Source organism: Staphylococcus simulans, from assembly GCF_025561465.1.
Taxonomy (GTDB): domain Bacteria; phylum Bacillota; class Bacilli; order Staphylococcales; family Staphylococcaceae; genus Staphylococcus; species Staphylococcus simulans.
This window is the reverse complement of record NZ_CP095100.1, coordinates 2,565,179-2,586,029: the sequence shown is the minus strand read 5'-3', so window position 1 is coordinate 2,586,029 and position 20,851 is coordinate 2,565,179. Positions and strand designations below refer to the sequence as shown.

The 20,851-nt window shown below is 36.7% G+C and carries 18 protein-coding genes, 1 pseudogene and 1 riboswitch; of the genes and pseudogenes, 10 read left to right on the top strand and 9 right to left on the bottom strand.

Annotation, left to right across the window (positions count from 1 at the left end):
- Positions 1-7 precede the first annotated feature (7 nt).
- Positions 8-577: an alkyl hydroperoxide reductase subunit C gene (gene ahpC, locus MUA87_RS12285; protein WP_002480333.1), complete on the bottom strand. Its 570-nt coding sequence runs from the start codon at positions 575-577 to the stop codon at positions 8-10.
- A gap of 381 nt (positions 578-958) precedes the next feature.
- Entirely contained in the window at positions 959-1,735 is a 777-nt protein-coding gene (locus tag MUA87_RS12280) for a 2-keto-4-pentenoate hydratase (RefSeq protein WP_262550952.1), read from the bottom strand.
- Positions 1,736-1,879: 144 nt separating this feature from the next.
- On the opposite strand from MUA87_RS12280, the gene nfsA reads away from it, so the two are divergent.
- Positions 1,880-2,635, top strand: coding sequence for an oxygen-insensitive NADPH nitroreductase (gene nfsA, locus MUA87_RS12275; protein ID WP_002480335.1), 756 nt, complete (start codon positions 1,880-1,882; stop codon positions 2,633-2,635).
- A 158-nt stretch (positions 2,636-2,793) separates the two neighbouring features.
- Here nfsA and MUA87_RS12270 read toward each other — a convergent pair whose 3' ends face one another.
- From MUA87_RS12270 to MUA87_RS12255, 4 genes are all read right to left on the bottom strand, one after another.
- Positions 2,794-4,200, bottom strand: coding sequence for an L-cystine transporter (locus MUA87_RS12270; RefSeq protein WP_262546963.1), 1,407 nt, complete (start codon positions 4,198-4,200; stop codon positions 2,794-2,796).
- Between the two features lie 278 nt (positions 4,201-4,478).
- Positions 4,479-5,450 carry a hypothetical protein gene (locus MUA87_RS12265; protein WP_023014898.1) on the bottom strand — a complete coding sequence of 324 codons (972 nt, stop codon included), beginning with the start codon at positions 5,448-5,450 and terminating at the stop codon, positions 4,479-4,481.
- Positions 5,451-5,566: 116 nt separating this feature from the next.
- On the bottom strand, positions 5,567-6,232 hold the full coding sequence (locus tag MUA87_RS12260; protein WP_023014899.1) for a hypothetical protein: 666 nt from the start codon (positions 6,230-6,232) through the stop codon (positions 5,567-5,569).
- 108 nt (positions 6,233-6,340) lie between these two features.
- Positions 6,341-6,727, bottom strand: coding sequence for a general stress protein (locus MUA87_RS12255; RefSeq protein WP_002480339.1), 387 nt, complete (start codon positions 6,725-6,727; stop codon positions 6,341-6,343).
- A gap of 232 nt (positions 6,728-6,959) precedes the next feature.
- Positions 6,960-7,061: riboswitch (purine riboswitch) on the top strand.
- Positions 7,062-7,454: 393 nt separating this feature from the next.
- On the opposite strand from MUA87_RS12255, the gene xpt reads away from it, so the two are divergent.
- From xpt to guaA, 4 genes are read left to right on the top strand one after another with little or no spacing between them, the layout of a single operon-like run.
- A complete protein-coding gene (xpt, locus tag MUA87_RS12250) occupies positions 7,455-8,045 on the top strand; it encodes a xanthine phosphoribosyltransferase (protein WP_002480340.1) in 591 nt (196 codons plus the stop codon).
- On the top strand, positions 8,042-9,310 hold the full coding sequence (gene pbuX / locus MUA87_RS12245) for a xanthine permease PbuX (protein WP_002480341.1): 1,269 nt from the start codon (positions 8,042-8,044) through the stop codon (positions 9,308-9,310). The genes xpt and pbuX overlap by 4 nt, the downstream gene beginning before the upstream one ends.
- 33 nt (positions 9,311-9,343) lie before the next feature.
- On the top strand, positions 9,344-10,810 hold the full coding sequence (gene guaB / locus MUA87_RS12240) for an IMP dehydrogenase (protein WP_002480342.1): 1,467 nt from the start codon (positions 9,344-9,346) through the stop codon (positions 10,808-10,810).
- A 16-nt stretch (positions 10,811-10,826) separates the two neighbouring features.
- Positions 10,827-12,368, top strand: a complete 1,542-nt coding sequence (gene guaA / locus MUA87_RS12235; protein ID WP_002480343.1) for a glutamine-hydrolyzing GMP synthase — start codon at positions 10,827-10,829, stop codon at positions 12,366-12,368.
- 190 nt (positions 12,369-12,558) lie between these two features.
- Here the strand turns inward: guaA and MUA87_RS12895 are convergent.
- Positions 12,559-12,636, bottom strand: a pseudogene (locus MUA87_RS12895) (type I toxin-antitoxin system Fst family toxin); the annotation flags it as partial.
- A 212-nt stretch (positions 12,637-12,848) separates the two neighbouring features.
- On the opposite strand from MUA87_RS12895, the gene MUA87_RS12230 reads away from it, so the two are divergent.
- Positions 12,849-13,628 (top strand): VOC family protein, encoded by a 780-nt coding sequence (locus tag MUA87_RS12230; RefSeq protein WP_105978226.1) that lies wholly within the window; start codon positions 12,849-12,851, stop codon positions 13,626-13,628.
- A gap of 518 nt (positions 13,629-14,146) precedes the next feature.
- Positions 14,147-15,208 carry a PTS sugar transporter subunit IIC gene (locus MUA87_RS12225; RefSeq protein WP_031262374.1) on the top strand — a complete coding sequence of 354 codons (1,062 nt, stop codon included), beginning with the start codon at positions 14,147-14,149 and terminating at the stop codon, positions 15,206-15,208.
- 82 nt (positions 15,209-15,290) lie between these two features.
- Here the strand turns inward: MUA87_RS12225 and chrA are convergent, their stop codons facing one another.
- Positions 15,291-16,448, bottom strand: coding sequence for a chromate efflux transporter (gene chrA / locus MUA87_RS12220; RefSeq protein WP_002480346.1), 1,158 nt, complete (start codon positions 16,446-16,448; stop codon positions 15,291-15,293).
- A 151-nt stretch (positions 16,449-16,599) separates the two neighbouring features.
- The gene (locus MUA87_RS12215) at positions 16,600-17,004 is read right to left on the bottom strand and encodes an NUDIX hydrolase (protein ID WP_105978224.1); all 405 of its coding nucleotides are present in this window, start codon (positions 17,002-17,004) and stop codon (positions 16,600-16,602) included.
- Positions 17,005-17,167: 163 nt separating this feature from the next.
- Between MUA87_RS12215 and MUA87_RS12210 the strand changes: the two genes are divergently transcribed.
- The 3 genes from MUA87_RS12210 (at position 17,168) to MUA87_RS12200 (ending at position 20,801) form a co-directional block, all read left to right on the top strand.
- The gene (locus MUA87_RS12210) at positions 17,168-17,764 is read left to right on the top strand and encodes a complement inhibitor SCIN family protein (RefSeq protein ID WP_103363782.1); all 597 of its coding nucleotides are present in this window, start codon (positions 17,168-17,170) and stop codon (positions 17,762-17,764) included.
- A gap of 133 nt (positions 17,765-17,897) precedes the next feature.
- The gene (locus MUA87_RS12205; RefSeq protein WP_262550947.1) at positions 17,898-19,796 is read left to right on the top strand and encodes a glycosyltransferase family 2 protein; all 1,899 of its coding nucleotides are present in this window, start codon (positions 17,898-17,900) and stop codon (positions 19,794-19,796) included.
- Positions 19,797-20,075: 279 nt separating this feature from the next.
- Positions 20,076-20,801, top strand: coding sequence for a phosphoadenylyl-sulfate reductase (locus tag MUA87_RS12200; RefSeq protein ID WP_002480350.1), 726 nt, complete (start codon positions 20,076-20,078; stop codon positions 20,799-20,801).
- The last annotated feature ends 50 nt before the right edge of the window (positions 20,802-20,851 follow it).

The following is a 20,851-nucleotide window of genomic DNA, read 5'->3' as shown; positions in this document are numbered from 1 at the left end:
TGCCTCCTTAAATTTTACCTACTAAGTCAAGACCTGGTTGTAAAGTTTCGCCGCCTTCTTCCCATTTAGCTGGGCAAACTTCACCTGGATGTTGACGTACATATTGAGCAGCTTTAATTTTGTGAACTAAAGTGCTTGCGTCACGGCCAATACCGTCTGCGTTAATTTCTGCAGCTTGTACTACGCCATCAGGGTCAACGATGAAAGTACCACGTTGAGCTAATCCTAGTTCTTCATCTAATACATCAAAGTTACGAGTGATTGTTTGTGATGGGTCACCAATCATTGTGTATTGTAATTTGCTGATAGCATCTGAGTGGTCATGCCAAGCTTTGTGTACGAAATGAGTATCTGTTGAGATTGAGTACACATTAACACCTAATTTTTGTAATTCATCATATTGGTTTTGAACGTCTTCTAATTCAGTTGGGCAAACGAATGAGAAGTCTGCTGGGTAGAATACTAAAACGTTCCAAGAACCTTTTAATGTTTCTTCTGAAACTTCGATGAACTCATCTTTTTTAGGATCATAAGCATTTGCTGTGAATGGTAAAATTTCTTTGTTAATTAATGACATAAAATACATCCTCCTAGAAATTAAAAAGTTTTTTTGATTAGAAAGCTAATCAGGATAGCTAAATTATCCTAATTATTTATTTATAATAATTCTAATCTCCTTGATTCCTATTATCACATTATCGTCAGAAATAGTCAATACTCGTGATTGTGTAAGTGGAATAATGCATAAAACACTGTAAATACTAGTGTATTAGAAATATTAACGACTTTTAGAATGTGTGTAAAGCAAAGAAATTCATAGGAAATTAACAATTATTTCTCAATATCAATTAGAGATTAATTTTCTCAATAAAGATGACTGATTATTAATCGCAATCTCTACAATAACGTTATACCCCGTTTCTGTCTCTATAACAACAGAAAGGGGTATTGTAACTTATTATTCAAATGTGACCTCAATTGAGCCTGGGTAACTATATTCTGCACGATACGTACCTTTTTCAGCTGGAACAGGTGGAACAAATGTACCAGAAGAAACAATTTGGCCTTTAAGCAGTTGTTTATCTTGTGATGCAAGTTTTTTAACTAACCATTTTAATGCTTCAATTGGATTACCTAGTACATCTGAAGAAACACCTGTCGCAATTTCTTCATTATCTTTTGTTAATTTTAAAGTGATATTTTCAAAGTCTTCATATGAGACACGATCAGCAGCTTCACCTAATGCGACTAAACCTGAAGCTGTGTTATCAGAAATTAAGTCGCCTAAAGTGAAGTTAGGGAACCAATCTTTATAGCGTGCATCTGGTATTTCAATACCTGGCGCTACTTTAACGCTGTTTAAGATATCTTCGTCTGATGCATCGGGACAAATATCATTTAATATCACGAACACGAGTTCAGGTTCGATAAGCGGTGCGAATAATTTAGATAATTGAACTGTTTCACCTGATTTTACAACTTTATCAGATAAAATTGTTCCGTAAGCCGGCTCATCTGTATTCGCGTAAGCTTGCGTTTCTGCACTGGTCATACTTACTTTGTAGCCTGCGATTTCACTGTTGTTTGCTTGTGTCAATTCACTGATTAAAGCATCTTGGATTTGATAGGCTACCGATTCGCTGATGCCATATTTTTCTGAAACGAAGTCAATCGGTTCATGATTTTGTTGTGCTTTAAACAATGCATTTACAATTTCTTTTTTGTATTGGACCATAGGTATCTCCCCTTATTCTGAATATTACTATTATTAGAATAACTTTTATTGTCTTAACTTTCAAAGCATTAAATTTTTATGACTTATGAAAAGAGGGTAAAATAAGAGTGCTAAAATCATTTGAAAGGTAGGAATGAAAATTCTATGTCAGATGTAATCGATCAAATTATGATGAAACACCACTCTGTAAGAAAATTCAAAAATGAACCTTTAAGTAAAGAAACGGTTAAAAAGTTAGTGGAAGCAGGCCAAAGAGCTTCTACATCAAGCTACTTACAAACATATTCTATTATTGGTATTACAGACCCTGAAATTAAAAAAGCATTGAGAGAAATTTCAGGTCAACCTTATGTTGAAGAAAGCGGCTATTTATTTGTCTTTGTGATGGACTATCACCGTCAAGATTTAATCAACAATGAAGTTGAGCAAAACTTACAAAGTTCATTTGAATCTGCAGAAGGCTTACTTGTCGGTACAATTGATGTTGCGTTAGTTGCACAAAATATTTCAATTGCGGCAGAAAGCTTAGGACTTGGTATGGTTTATTTAGGTTCATTACGTAATGATGTTGCTCGCGTGAAAGAGCTATTGAACTTACCTGAATATACATTCCCATTATTCGGAATGGCACTAGGTGTTCCTGCAGATGATGAAAATGGTTCACCAAAACCACGTTTACCATTTGAAGCTGTCTTCCATGAAAATGGATACAACCAAAACGATGACGAAGAATTAGGTTATATTAAAGATTATGATAAAGAAGTCAGCGCATATTACGACAAACGTACAAATGGAGAACGTAAAGAAACTTGGTCAGAACAAATTGCACAATTCTTAACAATGAAAGAACGTGCAGATATGTTAGACGAACTGCATAAGTCAGGTTTCATTAAAAAATAAGTGTTCATTCATCAGACACTTGATTAAAAGTAGAGAAATTAAAAAATCAGCCCTATCACGCTCACTTTAATTGTGAACGCGATAGGGCTGATTTACTTTACATAAAGCCTAAGCCTAATATTTAACTCGTACTTATAAGAAGTTGGCCTTCTTATCTCTTAATAGTCTGTACTTAAGTCATTATATTGATTTTCATTAAATTTCTTTTTATCCAAGTTGCCAGTTAATTTAGCACTGCCGACACCTGCAAGCATAGAGTCATTGACGTTTAATGCTGTACGTCCCATATCAATTAATGGTTCTACTGAAATTAGCACACCAGCTAATGCGACAGGCAAGTTCAATGTTGAAAGTACTAAGATCGCAGCGAATGTTGCGCCGCCGCCAACACCTGCAACACCAAATGAAGAAATAATAACAACCGCAATGAGTGTCACAATAAACTGCAAGTTGACTTCAACATCTGCAACCGGTGCGACCATCACTGCTAACATTGCTGGATAGATACCTGCACAACCGTTTTGGCCGATAGATAAACCGAAAGATGCTGATAAGTTCGCAATACCTTCAGGTACACCTAAACGTGATTTTTGTGTTTGTACGTTTAATGGCAGGGCACCTGCACTTGAGCGTGATGTGAATGCGAATATTAATACTTCAGCGACTTTACGAACATAGCGCCAAGGATTCAAGCCGAGGATGCTGACAATAATTAAATGAATGATGAACATCGTAATTAAAGCCGCATATGAGGCCAATACGAACTTACCTAATGTCCATAACGCTCCGAAATCACTCGTCGCAATGGTATTTGCCATAATGGCTAAGATACCGTAAGGCGTTAAACGTAAAACGAAAGTCACAACTGACATGATTACTGAATAGATAGCTTCAATTGCACGTTTTACGATATGACCATTTTCAGGTTGTTTACGTGCGACACGTAAATATGCGAAACCGATAAATGTCGCAAAAATAACTACAGCGATTGTAGATGTTGTACGTTGACCTGTGAAATCTAAGAATGGATTTCTTGGTAATAATTCTAAGATTTGTTGGGGTAGCGTACTTGCGGTCATATCTTTTGCTTTCTGAGCAAGTTCTGTACCGCGTGATTGTTCTGCACTGCCTAAATCAATAGATGAAGCATCTAATCCGAAGACAAGTGCTGAAATAATACCAATTGTTGCTGCGATTGCAACTGTTCCAATTAGGAACACAAAGATGTAGAAACCGATTTTCGCGAATTTTTCACCTAATTGAATTTTAGTGAAAGCTGCGACAATCGAAATGAAGATCAGTGGCATAACGATCATTTGAAGTAATGCGACATAACCATTACCTACAATGCCGAACCAATCTGTTGTAGTGGTTGTGATTTTAGAACCAGCACCATAAGCCAGGTGCATAATAGCGCCAAGTACAATTCCAATACCTAGTGCGGTGAAAACACGTTTTGAGAAAGAAACGTGTTTTTTTGCCATAACAAAAAGTCCAGCAAGAAGCAGAACGAAGATGATAATATTAAGAATAGTGAAACCCAATTGAATCAAACTTCCTTTCATAAATATTTATCTTATAGCAAAAGATAAGACTTGATTTGAATTCAAATAACTGCTCAAAGAAGGAAGTTCATTTTATGATAACTGAACTTAGCAGATATGTATCAACTTTTTTATACAACAGTATAGGATAGTTGTAAAGTTCGTTTAAATACATAGTAAATATATCGTATATATAAGAAAGGGTCAATGGCGGTTTTTAACTGTTTCTTTAAAAATACTGTGAACAAAATAAAAAAATCCAACCCGAATTATCGGATTGGATTTGAATAGTGTTTAATTTACATACCGAATAAACGTGCGAAGAAACCTTTTTTCTCTTCTTTCTTATGATGTGGAACAGTAGGTTCATGTTGATTGTCAATCGGTATTTCTGGTTCAGGTGTTGTTGAATTTGGTGTACCTTGAACTTCTGTCTCAGGTGTTTCATTTTCTGATTTAGTTGTTTCAGATGCATCAACTGCTGGTTGTTCTGAAGTACTTTCAGATTTAACTGGTTCTGTTTGTGTCGGTTGTTCAGTTTCAGCTGATGCTGTGGCACCTTTATAATCAGAAAGCGGTGTTTCTGTAGTTTTTTGAGTTTGTTCTTCTGAAGATGTTGTTTCAGTTTTAACTTCTTCCGTTGAAGGTTTAGTTTCTTTGACTTCAGCAGTCTTAGCCACTTGTTCCTCTGCTTTAGGTTCAGTTTTAGTTTCAACAGTAGGTTGTGGTTGTGCTAAAACTTTTTCAGTATGAGATTTCATAGCTTCAGTGTTATCTTGAACTGCTTTTGCTTGATCTTTTTGTGCTGTTTCAATCGCTTTAAGTGTTTTTTCGTGTTGATCAAGCTTATCTGTCATTTGTTGTTGTAAAGTTTGTAAATCTTTTTGTTGTTGGTGCACTTGAGAAATCATTTGGCCTAGCATTTGACGTTCTTCACGCATCTTAGTGATGTCGTTATGTAAGTCACTTAATAATTTTGCGAAGTTTTGATCGCTAGGAAGTTGATTTTGATCATCCTCTTTAACAACAATTTGTAAGAAATCATTTTCTTTCTCTAATTCTTCGAAAGCTAAGTCGTAACTATTTGTTTGCTTAACTTTATCCGCAATCTCTCTGAATAACTCGATGTCTTCTTCTTGGAAGTCAGTTGCTTCACGACCACGGTATTCTGTTTTCTTTAAATGGTAACCGCGTTCTTCTAAATGTTGTACGATTTTACGTACTTGTTTCTCACTTAATTCGACGCGTTGGGCGAATTCTTTTGTTAGCATCTGATCTATATCCTTTCACTCTATGATTTTAAGTGGGACGTATGTCTTACGTCACACAAACGTTAGTCTAACCTCTATGTTAGTTTAACCCGATTTCCTTTTGATTTCAAGGGTTCTCACGATTTTCGAAGATCCATTTGTTCAAGTAGCGGATAAACGGTTTTGCGTGAAAGGTGATTTGCGAAAACATATTTTAAAATATAACAAGATTTAACACTAGTACCGTAAATGTCTTTAGTCAACGGAATGCGTGTGTGCAAGAATAATTTCAATGGAATTGGTTCGCCGCCTGGCTCTATAGCAGGACGAATATAATCGATTTCTCTTTGTTCTTCAAAGCCATGTTCTTTTAAGAAAAGGTGACGTTGCATAAGCAGATCTGCATCAGGTTCATCTAAAGAATCCGGAATCGGTAATGCTTCCATCATAAAGAAATTCACATCGCGGTCATGCACACGGTTGGCTAGATTATCCAATCCTTCTTGGAGCTTCTCTAATGTTTCAGTTAAATAACGTTTTCTTTCTGGTGTGTCTACAGCAACTAGATACATAATAAATGCTGCATTTGTAGTAGCTTCGTAGTGGCCCGTGGCAAAACTGACAACTTCATCGTTATCTAAACCGACTAAGAAGACGTAATCATTTTGGGTGCGTTTATTTTCAAGTGATTGTTTGAATACATGGTGTTTTTGTGACACATTTCCGAATTGATAGTTATCAAAGAGATTTAAAGCTGCCTCATACAATGGATCGGATGTTTGTTTCACTAATTTAAAGTCCATAGCGCTGCCCTCCCATTTTTCTTTTGATTATAGCATATTGATACACTGGGCTTATATGTAAATAAAAAATAATCAGCAGACTAAGCTGCTGATTATCATGAATGCAAATTAAATTTCATATTCTTTATCGTGTTTATCTTTTTTTGTTTCGTATTCGTCTTTGAACTCTTTTCGGCTGATATCATGTTTATCAGCAAGCACAACGATATTACCATTAAGTAATTCGCGTTTTAGAATTTGACGTTCTGTGTCTGATAAGTCGTATTGTAATAAGACTGCTTGTTCACCGTCTTCCCCAGTTAGAAGGCGAGCAATTCTGTCACTGAACGTTCCGCTTGTAGATTGCACTGTCATGTCCGTGCTTGCTATACTGCCAAGGTTTAATTTGTTTTTGCTGATAACTGAAATCTCGTCTTTGGTATACCCCTCATCTAATCTGCGTTTTAAAGTATCAAAAATTTCGTCTTGTGATGTAAGTACAGTAATGTTTGCCATGTTAAAGCTCCCCCTCTGTGAAATATGTTTAATGTTATAATGTATACCCTTTTTTTATATAATTGAACCATCTAAATTATACTATTATACGGCTAAGCTATCAAATAAATATAAGAAAATTCACACTATTATCAACGCAAGGACGTATTTTCTTCGATGCACAATTAGATTTTATGGAAATATGATGAATTAAGTTTCAGTTATTGAAATAAAGCTTGAAATTTGATATTATCATTAAATAATTTACCTTACTCATATAATCTAGAGAATTAGGCTTTAGAAGTTTCTACCATGTCGCCTTAACGACATGACTATGAGTCACTGATACAATACAACACAATGGTGCTTTCAAAACAAACGGGTAGACACGTGTTCATTCTACAATATAAGTTGAGGACTATTTGGGAGATGGGACTTATATTGTAGTGTTCACAAACATCGAGCGATTAAGTTTTGAAACGCGGAGAACAATAACAGCTTCTCAAACCGTCATTTATAAGTTGCTTTGGCAACACGCTTGAAGGGGTTGAACTTGCGTTAAACCACAGAAGGCGTCAACAAGAATGGTCTTATATCTAATAAATATAAGATGATTTAAATTGACCTCCTGACTCCAAAGTGAACTTCATATTGATAATGATGTGTATTGCCTGTGCCACTCATAGATCCTGAAACTCATAGAGTAGTTTGGGATTTTTTTATACACAAATTTAGGAGGTTTGTTGGCGTGGAAGCGTTGAAAAAGAAGGTTAAAGAAGACGGCGTCGTCATTGGCGAAAAAATCTTGAAGGTAGATGGGTTTTTAAACCATCAAATTGATGCAGTGTTAATGTATGACATTGGCGAAACATTTTATGAACAGTTTAAAGATCAAGGCATCACTAAAATCTTAACTGTTGAAGCATCAGGCATTGCGCCAGCTATTATGGCAGCATATCGTTTTGAAGTACCATGTCTCTTTGCGAAGAAGGCTAAGCCAAGTACTTTGGCAGATGGATTTTATCAGACAGATATTCATTCGTTTACGAAAAACAAGACGAATCGTGTCATTATCTCTGAAGAATTTTTAGGAGAAAATGATCGTGTATTGATTATCGATGACTTTTTAGCGAATGGAGATGCGGCACTTGGTTTGAATCGTTTAGTTGAACAAGCAGGTGCAGAAACAGTCGGTATCGGTATTGTCGTGGAGAAAAGTTTCCAACAAGGCCGTAAACGTTTAGAAGAAGCTGGCTTGAAAGTTTCTTCACTTTGCCAAGTCGCATCGCTTCAAGGCAACCAAGTAACTTTAGTAGGTGAAGGTGAAGAGAACGCATGAAGAATTTCATCTTGAGTCTACAACATTTACTTGCAATGTATGCAGGTGCTATACTTGTTCCAATTATCGTCGGGACGAGTTTGAAATTCACACCAGAACAAATCGCGTACCTTGTAACAGTCGATATCTTCATGTGTGGGGTAGCCACATTTTTAGAAGCGAATAGAGTAACAGGTACAGGTTTGCCGATTGTTTTAGGGTGTACCTTTACTGCGGTTGCACCGATGATATTAATCGGCCAGACCAAAGGTTTGGACGTATTATACGGGTCACTCTTTGTATCAGGGATTTTAGTGGTCTTAATTGCACCTGTCTTTTCTTACGTTGTTAAATTCTTCCCACCTGTCGTAACAGGTAGTGTGGTAACGATCATCGGGATTAATTTAATGCCGGTTGCTATGAACTATGTAGCAGGTGGACAAGGGGCAAAAGACTACGGCGATATGAAAAATATCATTTTAGGTTTTTCAACGTTGTTGATTATCTTGCTTTTACAACGTTTTACACATGGTTTCTTAAAGTCTATTGCAATCTTAATCGGGTTGATTGCAGGAACTTTGCTCGCTGGTGCTTTTGGTGTTGTCGACTTGAATCAAGTTGGAACAGCACATTGGTTCGAGTTTCCGAAACCATTCAGATTCTCAGGCTTTGCGTTTGATATCGGTGCGATTTTAGTATTCTTTATCGTCGCATTAGTCAGCTTGATTGAATCAACAGGTGTATACACAGCGTTAAGTAAAATCACAGGAAGAACTTTGACGCGTAACGACTACCGCAAAGGTTACACTGCGGAAGGGCTTGCGATTGTGATTGGTTCTATCTTCAACGCATTTCCATATACTGCATATTCTCAAAATGTCGGTTTGGTTTCACTTTCTGGCGTGAAAAAGAATAATGTCATCTATGGAATGGTCATCTTACTCTTAATTTGCGGTTGTATTCCAAAGTTAGGCGCGTTAGCAAATATTATTCCATTACCTGTACTCGGCGGGGCGATGATCGCGATGTTCGGTATGGTAATGGCTTATGGTGTCAGTATCTTAGGCAGTATCGATTTCAAGAAGCAGAATAACTTGTTAGTTATTGCTGTGGCTGTCGGTTTAGGAACAGGTATCAGTGCTGTTCCGGAAGCATTTAAAGCAATGGGCGAACAATTCGCTTGGTTAACACAAAATGGAATTGTACTAGGTGCTATCTCAGCAATCGTACTTAATTTCTTTTTTAACGGCTTAAAGTATCAACAAAACGAAGAAAATGTGAAATAATGTAATTAAAACAAATAATGGAGGCTGTATTCAATGTGGGAAAATAAATTTGCTAAAGAATCTTTGACGTTCGATGATGTACTGTTAATTCCAGCGGAGTCTGATGTATTACCTAAGGAAGTAGATTTAAGTGTTGAGTTATCAGACAGAATCAAATTGAAAATTCCAGTTATCTCAGCTGGTATGGACACTGTAACTGAGTCAAAAATGGCAATTGCTATGGCAAGACAAGGCGGTCTTGGTGTCGTTCATAAAAACATGAACATCGAAGATCAAGCTGATGAAGTACAAAAAGTTAAACGTTCTGAAAATGGTGTTATTTCTAATCCATTTTACTTAACACCAGAAGAAAAAGTTTATGAAGCTGAAGCCTTAATGGGTAAATACCGCATTTCAGGTGTACCGATCGTAGACAATAAAGAAGACCGCAACCTCGTTGGTATTCTCACAAACCGTGACTTACGTTTTATTGAAGATTTCTCAATCAGAATTTCAGATGTCATGACAAAAGAAGACTTAATCACAGCTCCAGTCGGCACAACTTTAGACGAAGCAGAAAAAATCTTACAAAAACACAAAATCGAAAAATTACCATTAACTGAAAATGGTAAATTAGAAGGACTTATCACTATCAAAGATATTGAGAAAGTTCACGAATATCCAAACGCTGCTAAAGACGCACAAGGCCGTTTATTATGTGCAGCAGCTATCGGTATTTCTAAAGATACTGACATCCGCGCAGAGAAATTGGTTGAAGCAGGTGTTGATGCATTAGTTATCGATACTGCACACGGTCACTCACAAGGTGTTATCGACCAAGTTAAACACATTAAAGCTAAATATCCAGAAGTAACAGTTATCGCTGGTAACGTTGCGACAGGCGAAGCTACAAAAGCATTATTTGAAGCTGGCGCAGATGTTGTTAAAGTAGGTATCGGACCTGGTTCTATTTGTACAACTCGTATTGTTGCGGGTGTAGGTGTACCTCAAATTACTGCAGTGTATGACTGTGCAACTGAAGCACGTAAACACGGCAAAGCGATTATCGCTGACGGTGGTATCAAATACTCTGGTGATGTTGTAAAAGCATTAGCAGCTGGTGGTCACGCAGTAATGTTAGGCAGCTTGCTTGCGGGTACTGAAGAAAGTCCAGGAGAAACTGAAATCTTCCAAGGTAGACAATATAAAACTTACCGTGGTATGGGTTCATTAGGTGCAATGGAAAGTGGTTCAAATGATCGTTACTTCCAAGAAGATAAAACACCTAAAAAATACGTTCCAGAAGGTATTGAAGGCCGTATCGCATATAAAGGTTTATTACAAGACAACATCTATCAATTGATGGGCGGCGTGAGAAGCGGTATGGGTTATACAGGCTCTCACAACTTGAAAGAATTACGTGAAGAAGCAATGTTTACACGTATGGGACCTGCTGGTTTAGCAGAAAGCCACCCACACAATATCCAAATCACAAAAGAATCACCAAACTACTCAAGATAAAAGGAGAAACTGATTTATGGAAATGGCGAAAGAACAAGAGTTAATTCTTGTATTAGACTTTGGTAGCCAATACAACCAATTAATTACACGTCGTATTCGTGAAATGGGTGTGTACAGTGAGTTGCACGACCATGAAATTTCAATTGAAGAAATTAAAAATATGAATCCAAAAGGTATTATCTTATCAGGCGGACCAAACTCAGTTTATGAAGAAGGTTCTTACACAATTGATCCTGAAATCTTTAATTTAGGCGTACCTGTACTTGGTATTTGTTACGGTATGCAGTTAACAACAAAATTATTAGGTGGAAAAGTTGAGCGTGCGAATGAACGTGAATACGGTAAAGCAATTATCCACGCAAAATCTGATGAAATCTTCTTCGGTTTACCAGAAGAACAAACAGTATGGATGAGTCACTCGGATAAAGTGATTGAAATTCCAGAAGGCTTTGAATCTATCGCAGATAGTCCAAGCACGCCTTACGCAGCAATCGAAGATAAAGAACGTCGTATCTACGGTGTTCAATTCCACCCAGAAGTGCGTCATACTGAGTATGGTAATGACATTTTACGTAACTTTGTGCGTCGTGTATGTGATTGTACAGGCGAATGGACAATGGAAAACTTCATTGAAGTCGAAATTGAAAAAATCCGTGAAAAAGTTGGAGACCGTAAAGTGCTTTGCGCAATGAGCGGCGGTGTAGACTCTTCAGTTGTTGCAGTGCTCTTGCATAAAGCAATCGGCGATCAATTAACTTGTATCTTCGTAGACCACGGTTTACTTCGTAAAGGCGAAGGCGACATGGTTATGGAACAATTCGGTGAAGGTTTCAACATGAACATCATCCGTGTGAATGCGAAAGATCGCTTCATGGATAAATTAAAAGGTGTTTCTGACCCTGAACAAAAACGTAAAATCATCGGTAACGAATTCGTATATGTCTTCGACGATGAAGCATCAAAACTAAAAGGTGTAGACTTCCTTGCTCAAGGTACGCTTTACACTGACGTCATTGAATCAGGTACAAAAACAGCACAAACAATCAAATCTCACCATAACGTAGGTGGATTACCTGAAGACATGCAATTTGAATTGATTGAACCTATCAATACATTATTCAAAGACGAAGTACGTGCTTTAGGTATCGAACTTGGTATTCCTGAACACTTAGTTTGGAGACAACCATTCCCAGGTCCAGGACTTGGTATCCGTGTTCTAGGTGAAATTACTGAAGAAAAATTAGAAATCGTCCGCGAATCAGACGCCATCTTAAGAGAAGTGATTCGTGAAGAAGGTTTAGAGCGTGAAATCTGGCAATACTTCACAGTACTTCCAGGCATGCGTTCAGTAGGTGTAATGGGCGATTACCGTACGTATGACTATACAATCGGTATCCGTGCCGTAACTTCAATTGATGGTATGACAAGTGACTTTGCGCGAATCGACTGGGAAGTCTTACAAAAGATTTCAAGTCGTATCGTTAACGAAGTAGATCACGTCAACAGAGTAGTCTATGACATTACTTCTAAGCCACCAAGCACAATCGAATGGGAGTAACCAGTCTGAATATATAAAACGAAAACCCTTTAACCGCAATGGTTAGAGGGTTTTTTAAGAATACTTTACTTTTAAAATCAACACGAATTCTCAAAAGTGAATGTGTATATTATAATTTAGGTAACAAATATGATGCTAACATGATAAACACCGATCCTGATAACTATTCGCAGTAGTTACCGGGCTCTTTTTAGGTGTATTGGCTATGCCGTTGCTTTTTAATACGATTATTTAGCCAATAGGAAAATAACGTGATTGTTACCCCTGAAGGTCAAGTAAATACATATGGATTGGGTGTAAGCAGTCTAAGTCTAACCTCTTTTAACAGTGATAGTTAGAGTTTTTTCATTGCCTTATAGACAAATATAAAAGGAAAAATGGCTTAAAGCAATTTGGGAGTTTGATAATCTTAAGCTCTTTTTAAGCAAACTTCTCTTTATTCAGGTATAATTATTATACTTAAATAAAGAGAGGTACATTATGAACTTTCATCAATCAACAATCAAACATGTTAATCGAATCGAAATAAATGTTGCAGATATAAAACGCCAAACCGATTTTTACAATCACATACTGGGTCTTAAAGTTATCTCATCCACACCGACACAAACAGTTTTAGCAGTGGGTACGGATGGTCATGAAGTTGTCTTAAAACAACTAGATAATGGACGCTTTGCGAGTAAGACAGAAGCAGGATTATTCCATATCGCGTTTCTATTAAGTGATGTTAAGCAACTTGGAGCGCTCATTAAACACCTTTCAGATGAAAAGATACCGATTGCTGGGGGAGATCATCTCGTCAGCGAAGCGATTTATTTTAATGACTTAGAAGGTAATGGTATAGAAGTTTATACCGATCGTCCATTTGAGTTATGGCAATGGCAAAATGAACTAGTAGTAATGGATACGTTACAACTAGAAGTCACACGTATTTTAACTGAAGCAAAAGGTGCAAAATGGGAAGGTATGCCTGCAGATGCGAAAATAGGACACCTTCATTTAAAAACGCATGATTTAAGTGCCTCAAGTGAATTCTATCTACAATTAGGATTTCAAGTTGCGTCTGCATTACCACAAGCATTATTTTTATCTGATCAAAAATATCATCACCATATAGCTATTAACACTTGGCAGTCGAACCAACCGCTAAAAGATGCTGAAAAGACATATGGATTGACTGCATTTAATATTGTAGACGCCAAAAAAGACATAGAAAAATATAAAACACCTGAAGGATTAAATTTAAGTATCCAAGCATAATCAAATGAATCAATTGAATAAAATTAGAAACCTCTTAAAATGGAGGTGCCTCCTAATTGATTTTGAGAATTTTAACAACCACTGAAGGTTAGAGTAACTCTATGAAAAATAATGATGTTTTTGAACTTTTGTTATAATCGCGCTATGGATTAAGTGTTCATTTTTATGAATGCGTGAGCTATGGTGCGATTTTTCTTTATAATTCATAGACAATCAACCGTTAAGGTCAGTAAAGCATTGAGAAAAGCGTAAAATCACATATCAATAAAAAAGTTTTGAATACATTATGTTATATCTGTTATGTTCATGAATTATTATTATAAATGCGCTTATATTGTGTATGTTGATGTTTTTAAATCGTAGTTAATAACTAGGATTAGCGAGTTGTTTTGAAATTTCGTGAATAAGTACTTTATAAAAATTATTAGAAAATTCATACTATAATGAAAATAACATTTGCTTTCGTGCGCTAAAAGGTATAAGCTTGAATGAACACATGTAAAAAGGGGCTGTGCAAAATAGATATATTAATCGGTACAGGTTTATTGTTACTTATTTTAGTATTTTTCACTGTGTTCACGTATTATGCGCCAGATGGGCGTGCAGTCATGGGGGCTTTAGCAACAGCAGCAATCGCAACATTCTTAGTTGAGGCGTTGCAAGGGTTTGTATTGGGAGATATTTTCGATATTAAGTTTTTAAAGGAAACGGGTAGTCTAGCTGGGACATTGAGTGGGGTCATTGTCGCATTCCTAGTCGCATTATCGAGAAAGATCAATCCACAAAACTCAGCGTTGCTTGCGGTCGCATTTGCGGAAATCGGGCTGATTCCTGCATTGTTTGCGGCGTATCTGATGTCGTTTGTGATTCGCTTTATTGAAAAGAAAATTACAAACGGTATGGACTTTATTATCGTAGTATTATTCTGTATTCCAGTTGGACGATTGTTAGGGGTTTGGTTCACGCCACTAGTCGATGGTTCATTATTGAAAATCGGCGGTATTATCGATGTGGCGATGAATACAAGTCCATTGCTGATGGGTCTGATTCTTGGTGGTATTGTGACAGTTGTTGGAACATCACCACTAAGTTCTATGGCATTAACAGCAATGTTAGGCTTAACAGGTGTACCAATGGCAGTTGCGGCGTTAACAGCGTTTGCGTCTAGCTTTATGAATACAACGTTACTACATCGTTTGAAAATCGGTAACTTGAAATCAGTTATTTCTATTGCGATTGAGCCACTGTCAAAAGCAGACTTAGTGTCTTCTAATCCAGTGCCAATCTATGTGACGAACTTTATCGGTGGAGGACTAGCTGGTATGGTCATTGCTTACTCGGGGTTAGTCAATGATGCGCCAGGTACAGCAGCACCGACACCAGGTATTCTCGTTATGTTTGGTTTCAACCCAGCACTCGACGTATTAAAATACGCAGCCATCGCAGCTGCAATTTGTTTCATTGTCGGTTGGGTAATGTCATATGTATTTAGAAACTATCCAATCCGTAACAGTGAAGTGACGGGTTATAAATCTAAAATCATAGAAAACAAAGCTAATCCAACAGTGAATGAAGCATAGAAATAAAGAAACAACACACTAAAGGGACATGCCTGATGTGTGTTGTTTTTTTAGTGCTAAAAATGACACGAACTATTAAGCTTTAATAGAACAATACGCCTATTCCAATTCCAATGAGTACGATTGCCCATGAAGGTAGTTTGAAATAAGCTAATAAGACAAATAATATCGTTGCGAATGTGAAATCTAAAGGTTGTTTAACCGTAGAAGTCCAAATAGGTTGGTAGAAAGCCGAGATTAAAATACCAACCACACCTGCGCTGATCCCTTTCAAAAAGCCTCTGGCATAAAGGTTGGACTTAAAACTATCCCAAAATGGCAAGACACCAAACAACAGTAAAAAGGCAGGTAAAAAGATTGCGAATGTCGCAAGCAACCCTCCTAGAACGCCTCCGATATTTGTGCCGATATAAGACGCAAAAGTGAATAATGGGCCAGGCACAGCTTGTGCTGCCGCATAACCTGTAATGAACTGATCAGAAGAAATCAATCCTTGCGGTACAAACTCCTTTTCTAACAGTGGCAACACGACGTGGCCGCCACCAAAAACAAGTGAACCAGAACGATAGAAACTGTCGAACATTTTAATCCATATATTTTGAGTGGTTGCGCTTAAGATAGGCAATACAACAAGCAAAGAAACAAATAACGATAAAGAGATAATCCCTAATCTTTTAGGTAAATAGAACACTTTAGAATCAGCGTCTGGCGTTGATGTAGGCTTAAGGAATAAGACACCATATAAGCCAGTTATAGCCAGCGCAACCACTTGAATATAAATACTATTGATCAATAATGAGAGTGCTAACACAAACATAGCCAATGCGATGGTTGTTTTCGTATTAGTTAATTTCTTGCCCATACCAATAATTGCTTGTGCCACAATTGCGACAGCAACAAGTTTCAATCCTTGCATCCAAGTAAAGTGTGTATCCCCATTCACAAATAAAGTTGAAAATAACATTAAAACAATCACTGAAGGCATAGTGAATCCTAGAAATGCGAGAATACCACCGAATACACCACCTCTGATGGTACCTATACCGATACCGACTTGACTGCTGGCAGGGCCTGGAAGAAATTGGCATAACGCGACTAAGTCAGAGTACTCTCTTTCATCCAACCATTTTCTTTTCTTCACATATTCATCATAAAAATAACCTAAATGCGCTGTAGGTCCACCAAAGGACATCAAACCAAGTTTTAAAGCTACAATAAAAATGGTGAAATAATGAGACATAGGCAACTCCTTATATAAATTAGCATCAACTTATAGATTTTGCGTTAGTCTTCATTATATTTCGAAATGCATAAAGGTGATGTATGGATTTTGTAAAGTTTATGAATGACATGTATTTGAGTTTTATGATCAATTCTATAGTATCTCTATATCAAAAGGATACTAAGAAGGGTTGTTCGTCTTCTGTTAAACATAAACGAATGCGTTCTGTGAAGTTCCCCCAAGTGACCTTTTGCATGACTTCTTCAAAAGTAAAGAATCCAACTTCCAAACTTTCATCGCTAGTCGTAAGTGTGCCGTTAATGTAGATTCCTTTAAATAAATGATTGATGATACTGTGTTCAGTATTTTGAAAGACACCACAATATGTCGTGAGTTTGATGGTGACGCCGGCTTCTTCTTTCACTTCACGAATGACACCCTCTCGAATGGTTTCACCATTTTCAATTTGCCCGCCAGGAATTTCCCAGCCACGCAAAGGACTTTTGATTAAAAGTATTTTATTCTCATCATTTGTGACCACACATGAAGCGGAAACAATATGTTTTGGGGTCATCTTAATCCTCCTAGAGTTGTGTTATTGAATGATACTCGTTAAAAGTGAACAGCTAGTGTCTAAAAATATGTAAAAAATAATTTATAGTTAATAATTAGTTAATTCAATTGTAGTGTATGTCTGTTTTATAATAAAAGCATGTAAATTAAAGGAGACAACAACGATGAATTTTAAACAATTTTTACTGACAGGCCTCGCAAGTGTATTACTTGGATCAGCAGGTGCACATGTATTTTCATATCAAGCAGAAGCTGCCCAATTCGGCGCACACGAATTTCGTGATTACAGCGTACAACCTAAAGAAAACTTGAAAAACTTATTGAACGCGAGTCACTATTATAAAGACATGGCGAAAGAATCAGGTGCAACATTCTACCAGAATAAATTAAACCAAGCGATTTATTTTGCTAAGAAACAACAAAAGTCTAATAATGATTCACAAGTTGTGACAGCAATTAATCAACTTTCAGCTATCTATAATGAGGTATTTCAATTGCATTTGCAAACTGAAAAAGGCAGTGCCGACATCTTAAGTAAAAAAGCAGAACTACAAAACCTAATTGTAAAGGCAAACCATTTATTAACTGAAAGTCATCTTTCAATGAATCAAGATGAAGCGCAGCTAAAACAAACTGTTGCGCAAGCACAAGCTGTATTAAACCAAACAGCACCAGACTTTGAATTAGTGAATGCGATTAACGCAGTTCAACAACACATTCAAAATGTAGAGTCATATCAGGCATTTGTAGCACATCATTAATAAAGATATAAGCGATAGAACACAGTAATCTCTATAGGGTTGCTGTGTTTTTTTATGTTCAGTTTTTTGACTGAAGGGTATATAGGTAAACATAACTACACATATGAGAGACAACATCCAAGGGGGGAATGTTATGTCTAAGGCATTATCGATTATTGTTCCTGTATATAATAAATCTCAGTTTTTACAACAATGTGTATCATCTATTGATGAGTTAAAGTTGAATCATGATGAGATAGAAGCCATCTTTGTTGACGATGTTTCAACAGATGACTCATTGGAACAATTAAAACAGTTTGAACAAACGCGTGATTACATGCGTGTTATAGAGTTAGAAGCAAACAGCGGCAGTCCAGCTAAGCCAAGAAATGTAGGGATGGAAGCGGCTGAAGGCACTTATATTACGTTCTTAGATGCAGATGACTGGTTAGATACAGAAGGTTTTCCAAAGTTGCTTGACCAAACTTTAACTACAGAGAGCGATATAGTGTTCGGTCAAAGTTTAAAACATAAGGACCAGTCTGTGAGCCAAATTGCGCGCTTTAGTGCTTATACAAAAGAAGAAGGACTTGTGCCTTACGAAATTGATAAAATCTTTCGTGCCGTCGGTCCACCTGGAAAAATAATAAAACAATCAGTGATTCAAGATCATCATCTTTATTTTGAACCGATGAAATACGGAGAAGATAAGCTGTTCTTTACCGAAGTAATTGCGCACGCTAAAACAGCCGCTATGAATGATATCGTGGTCTATCATGTGAATCGATATGGTGCGAATCAATCATTGGTCAGTGAAACAGATATTTTTGAAAAAACAGCTTTTAATTTAGAAGTGTTAAAGCAGTTATTAGATTTAGACATCCCGGAGACTGCACGCAAACATGCGATCAGTCGAATAGTAGAAATGGATTATTTATCACGCTTATTCATGAATCGTCGCTTCTTAAAAAGCGCAGAGAAAAATAAATTCTATGAAGCTTTTGATCAGTTAGTTTCAACTTTAGACCAACATGACTTAGATATTAAAGATTACTTGACTGAACCGAAATATGAAAAAGTATGTGAATGCTTATTAAATAGCGATAAAGAAAAAGTAGAAGCGTTGATTACTTTATTAAGCGAAGGTATACGAGCACCACATTATATTGCAGACGGATTAGTATATTATCATTTGCCGGAAGACTTGCACACCGTTGAACCCTTATACGAACCCTTCTATGCGGTCTATAGCGGCACACATCTTAAAGATAATCAGTTCTATGAGGTTATTACGCTATATAAAGAGGATTCAACAGAAGTCGACGCAGTGAATTTGGTGAAGCTTTCTGATGAATCCGTTACGCAGAAAGTAATGTTTGAGCAGCAAGACAATCAACTCTGGATACCTTCAGATGCATTAAACGTAGATTTCGATTTTAATCTGCAAGTTATTTATGATCACTACAAACCATTTTTAGTACACATGATGTTGCCAAGCATTACGGAAAATCATGCTTTAAAACGTCAAGGTCAGAAAGTAGAATTCGTTTCAACACAACAAGAACAAGCATCATCAGCTGAACCTAATGAGGTGGATACTACTAAATATTATGCAGAAAACCCAGGGAAAGTATGGGCGATTAAGAAGTTTAAAGTGTATGGTGATACTGAATTTACACAAGAACAAGCTCAATCTATGGAAGTCGGTGAGGTGTTTAATGTATCAGAGATACAGTATTCTAAGAAAGGGACACCGCGATTAGTATTAGAGGATGGGAACGTGATTACTGCGAATAAAAAGTTTGTCGAACAGTTAGACAGTGATCTGTCTGAACATTATATTGTAGACTGGCCAATCACGATTCAAGTCATTAAAAAGTGTAAAGCTTATGAAGATCGTAACTTTAAAACTGAAGCAGAATTCCAACCGAAGTTAAATGACACGATAGAAATAGATAAAATTGTGTGTTCTTCTAAAGGGACACCGCGTTTAAAAACAAAAGCGGGTTATTTTATCACCGCAAATCGAGATTTTGTGCAGGTTGTAAAGTAAGAAGAAGGGATGAAAATCTCTTCTTCTTTTTGTTTGGATAACGTGGTAATGCGTTAAAGTATCATTAAATATTTTAAAGAAATCGGTTGTGAATAGTATAAAATAACGTATATTGCTAGAAGGTTATTAAGTTTGTGAAATTATTATAAATATTGTTGACAGGGGATAGAGAAAACGGTAAGATTCAATACATAATTATTTTCTGACAATTCGAATATCATTGTATCAATTTGAATTGTAGGGTGCTATATCTATATACTATGAGGGGAGAGTATTTTATTGACTTCTAAAATTACTTATACAGACTTCACCTCAGACCCTTTTGAATCATTAGATGTTTCAGATGAAACAAAAGGTGCGTATCATGTTCTGAAATGGGCATATGATACTTACGGAGATGAAATTGTATATGCTTGCAGTTTCGGAGCAGAGGGCATCGTTCTGATTAACTTAATTTCGCAAGTGAAACCAGACGCACGTATCGTCTTTTTAGACACGGGTCTCCATTTCGATGAAACGTACGATTTAATCGACCGTGTTAAAGCAAAATATCCTAAATTGAACATTGTTATGAAGAAGCCAGATTTAACACTTGATCAACAAGCTCAAGAATATGGCGGTAATCTTTGGCGTAGAGATCCAAACCAATGTTGTTATATCCGTAAAGTTAAACCGCTTGAAGAAGTATTAACTGGCCAAACAGCTTGGGTATCAGGATTGAGACGTGAACAATCTCCAACAAGACGCAACACAAACTTTGTGAATAAAGACGACCGTTTTGAATCTATTAAAGTTTGTCCGTTAATCCATTGGACTTGGGATGATGTATGGGATTATATTAAATCGAATGATTTACCTTATAATGCTTTACATGATCAGAACTATCCAAGCATCGGATGCGCACCATGTACTTCACCTGTTTTTGAAGGCGGCGACTCTAGAGAAGGCAGATGGCAAAACAACATGAAAACTGAATGTGGTTTGCACATCGGACGTAAATCTTAATTTGAAAGTTACAATTAATTTTTTTGTATATAATTCCTAGTGGATGTGTT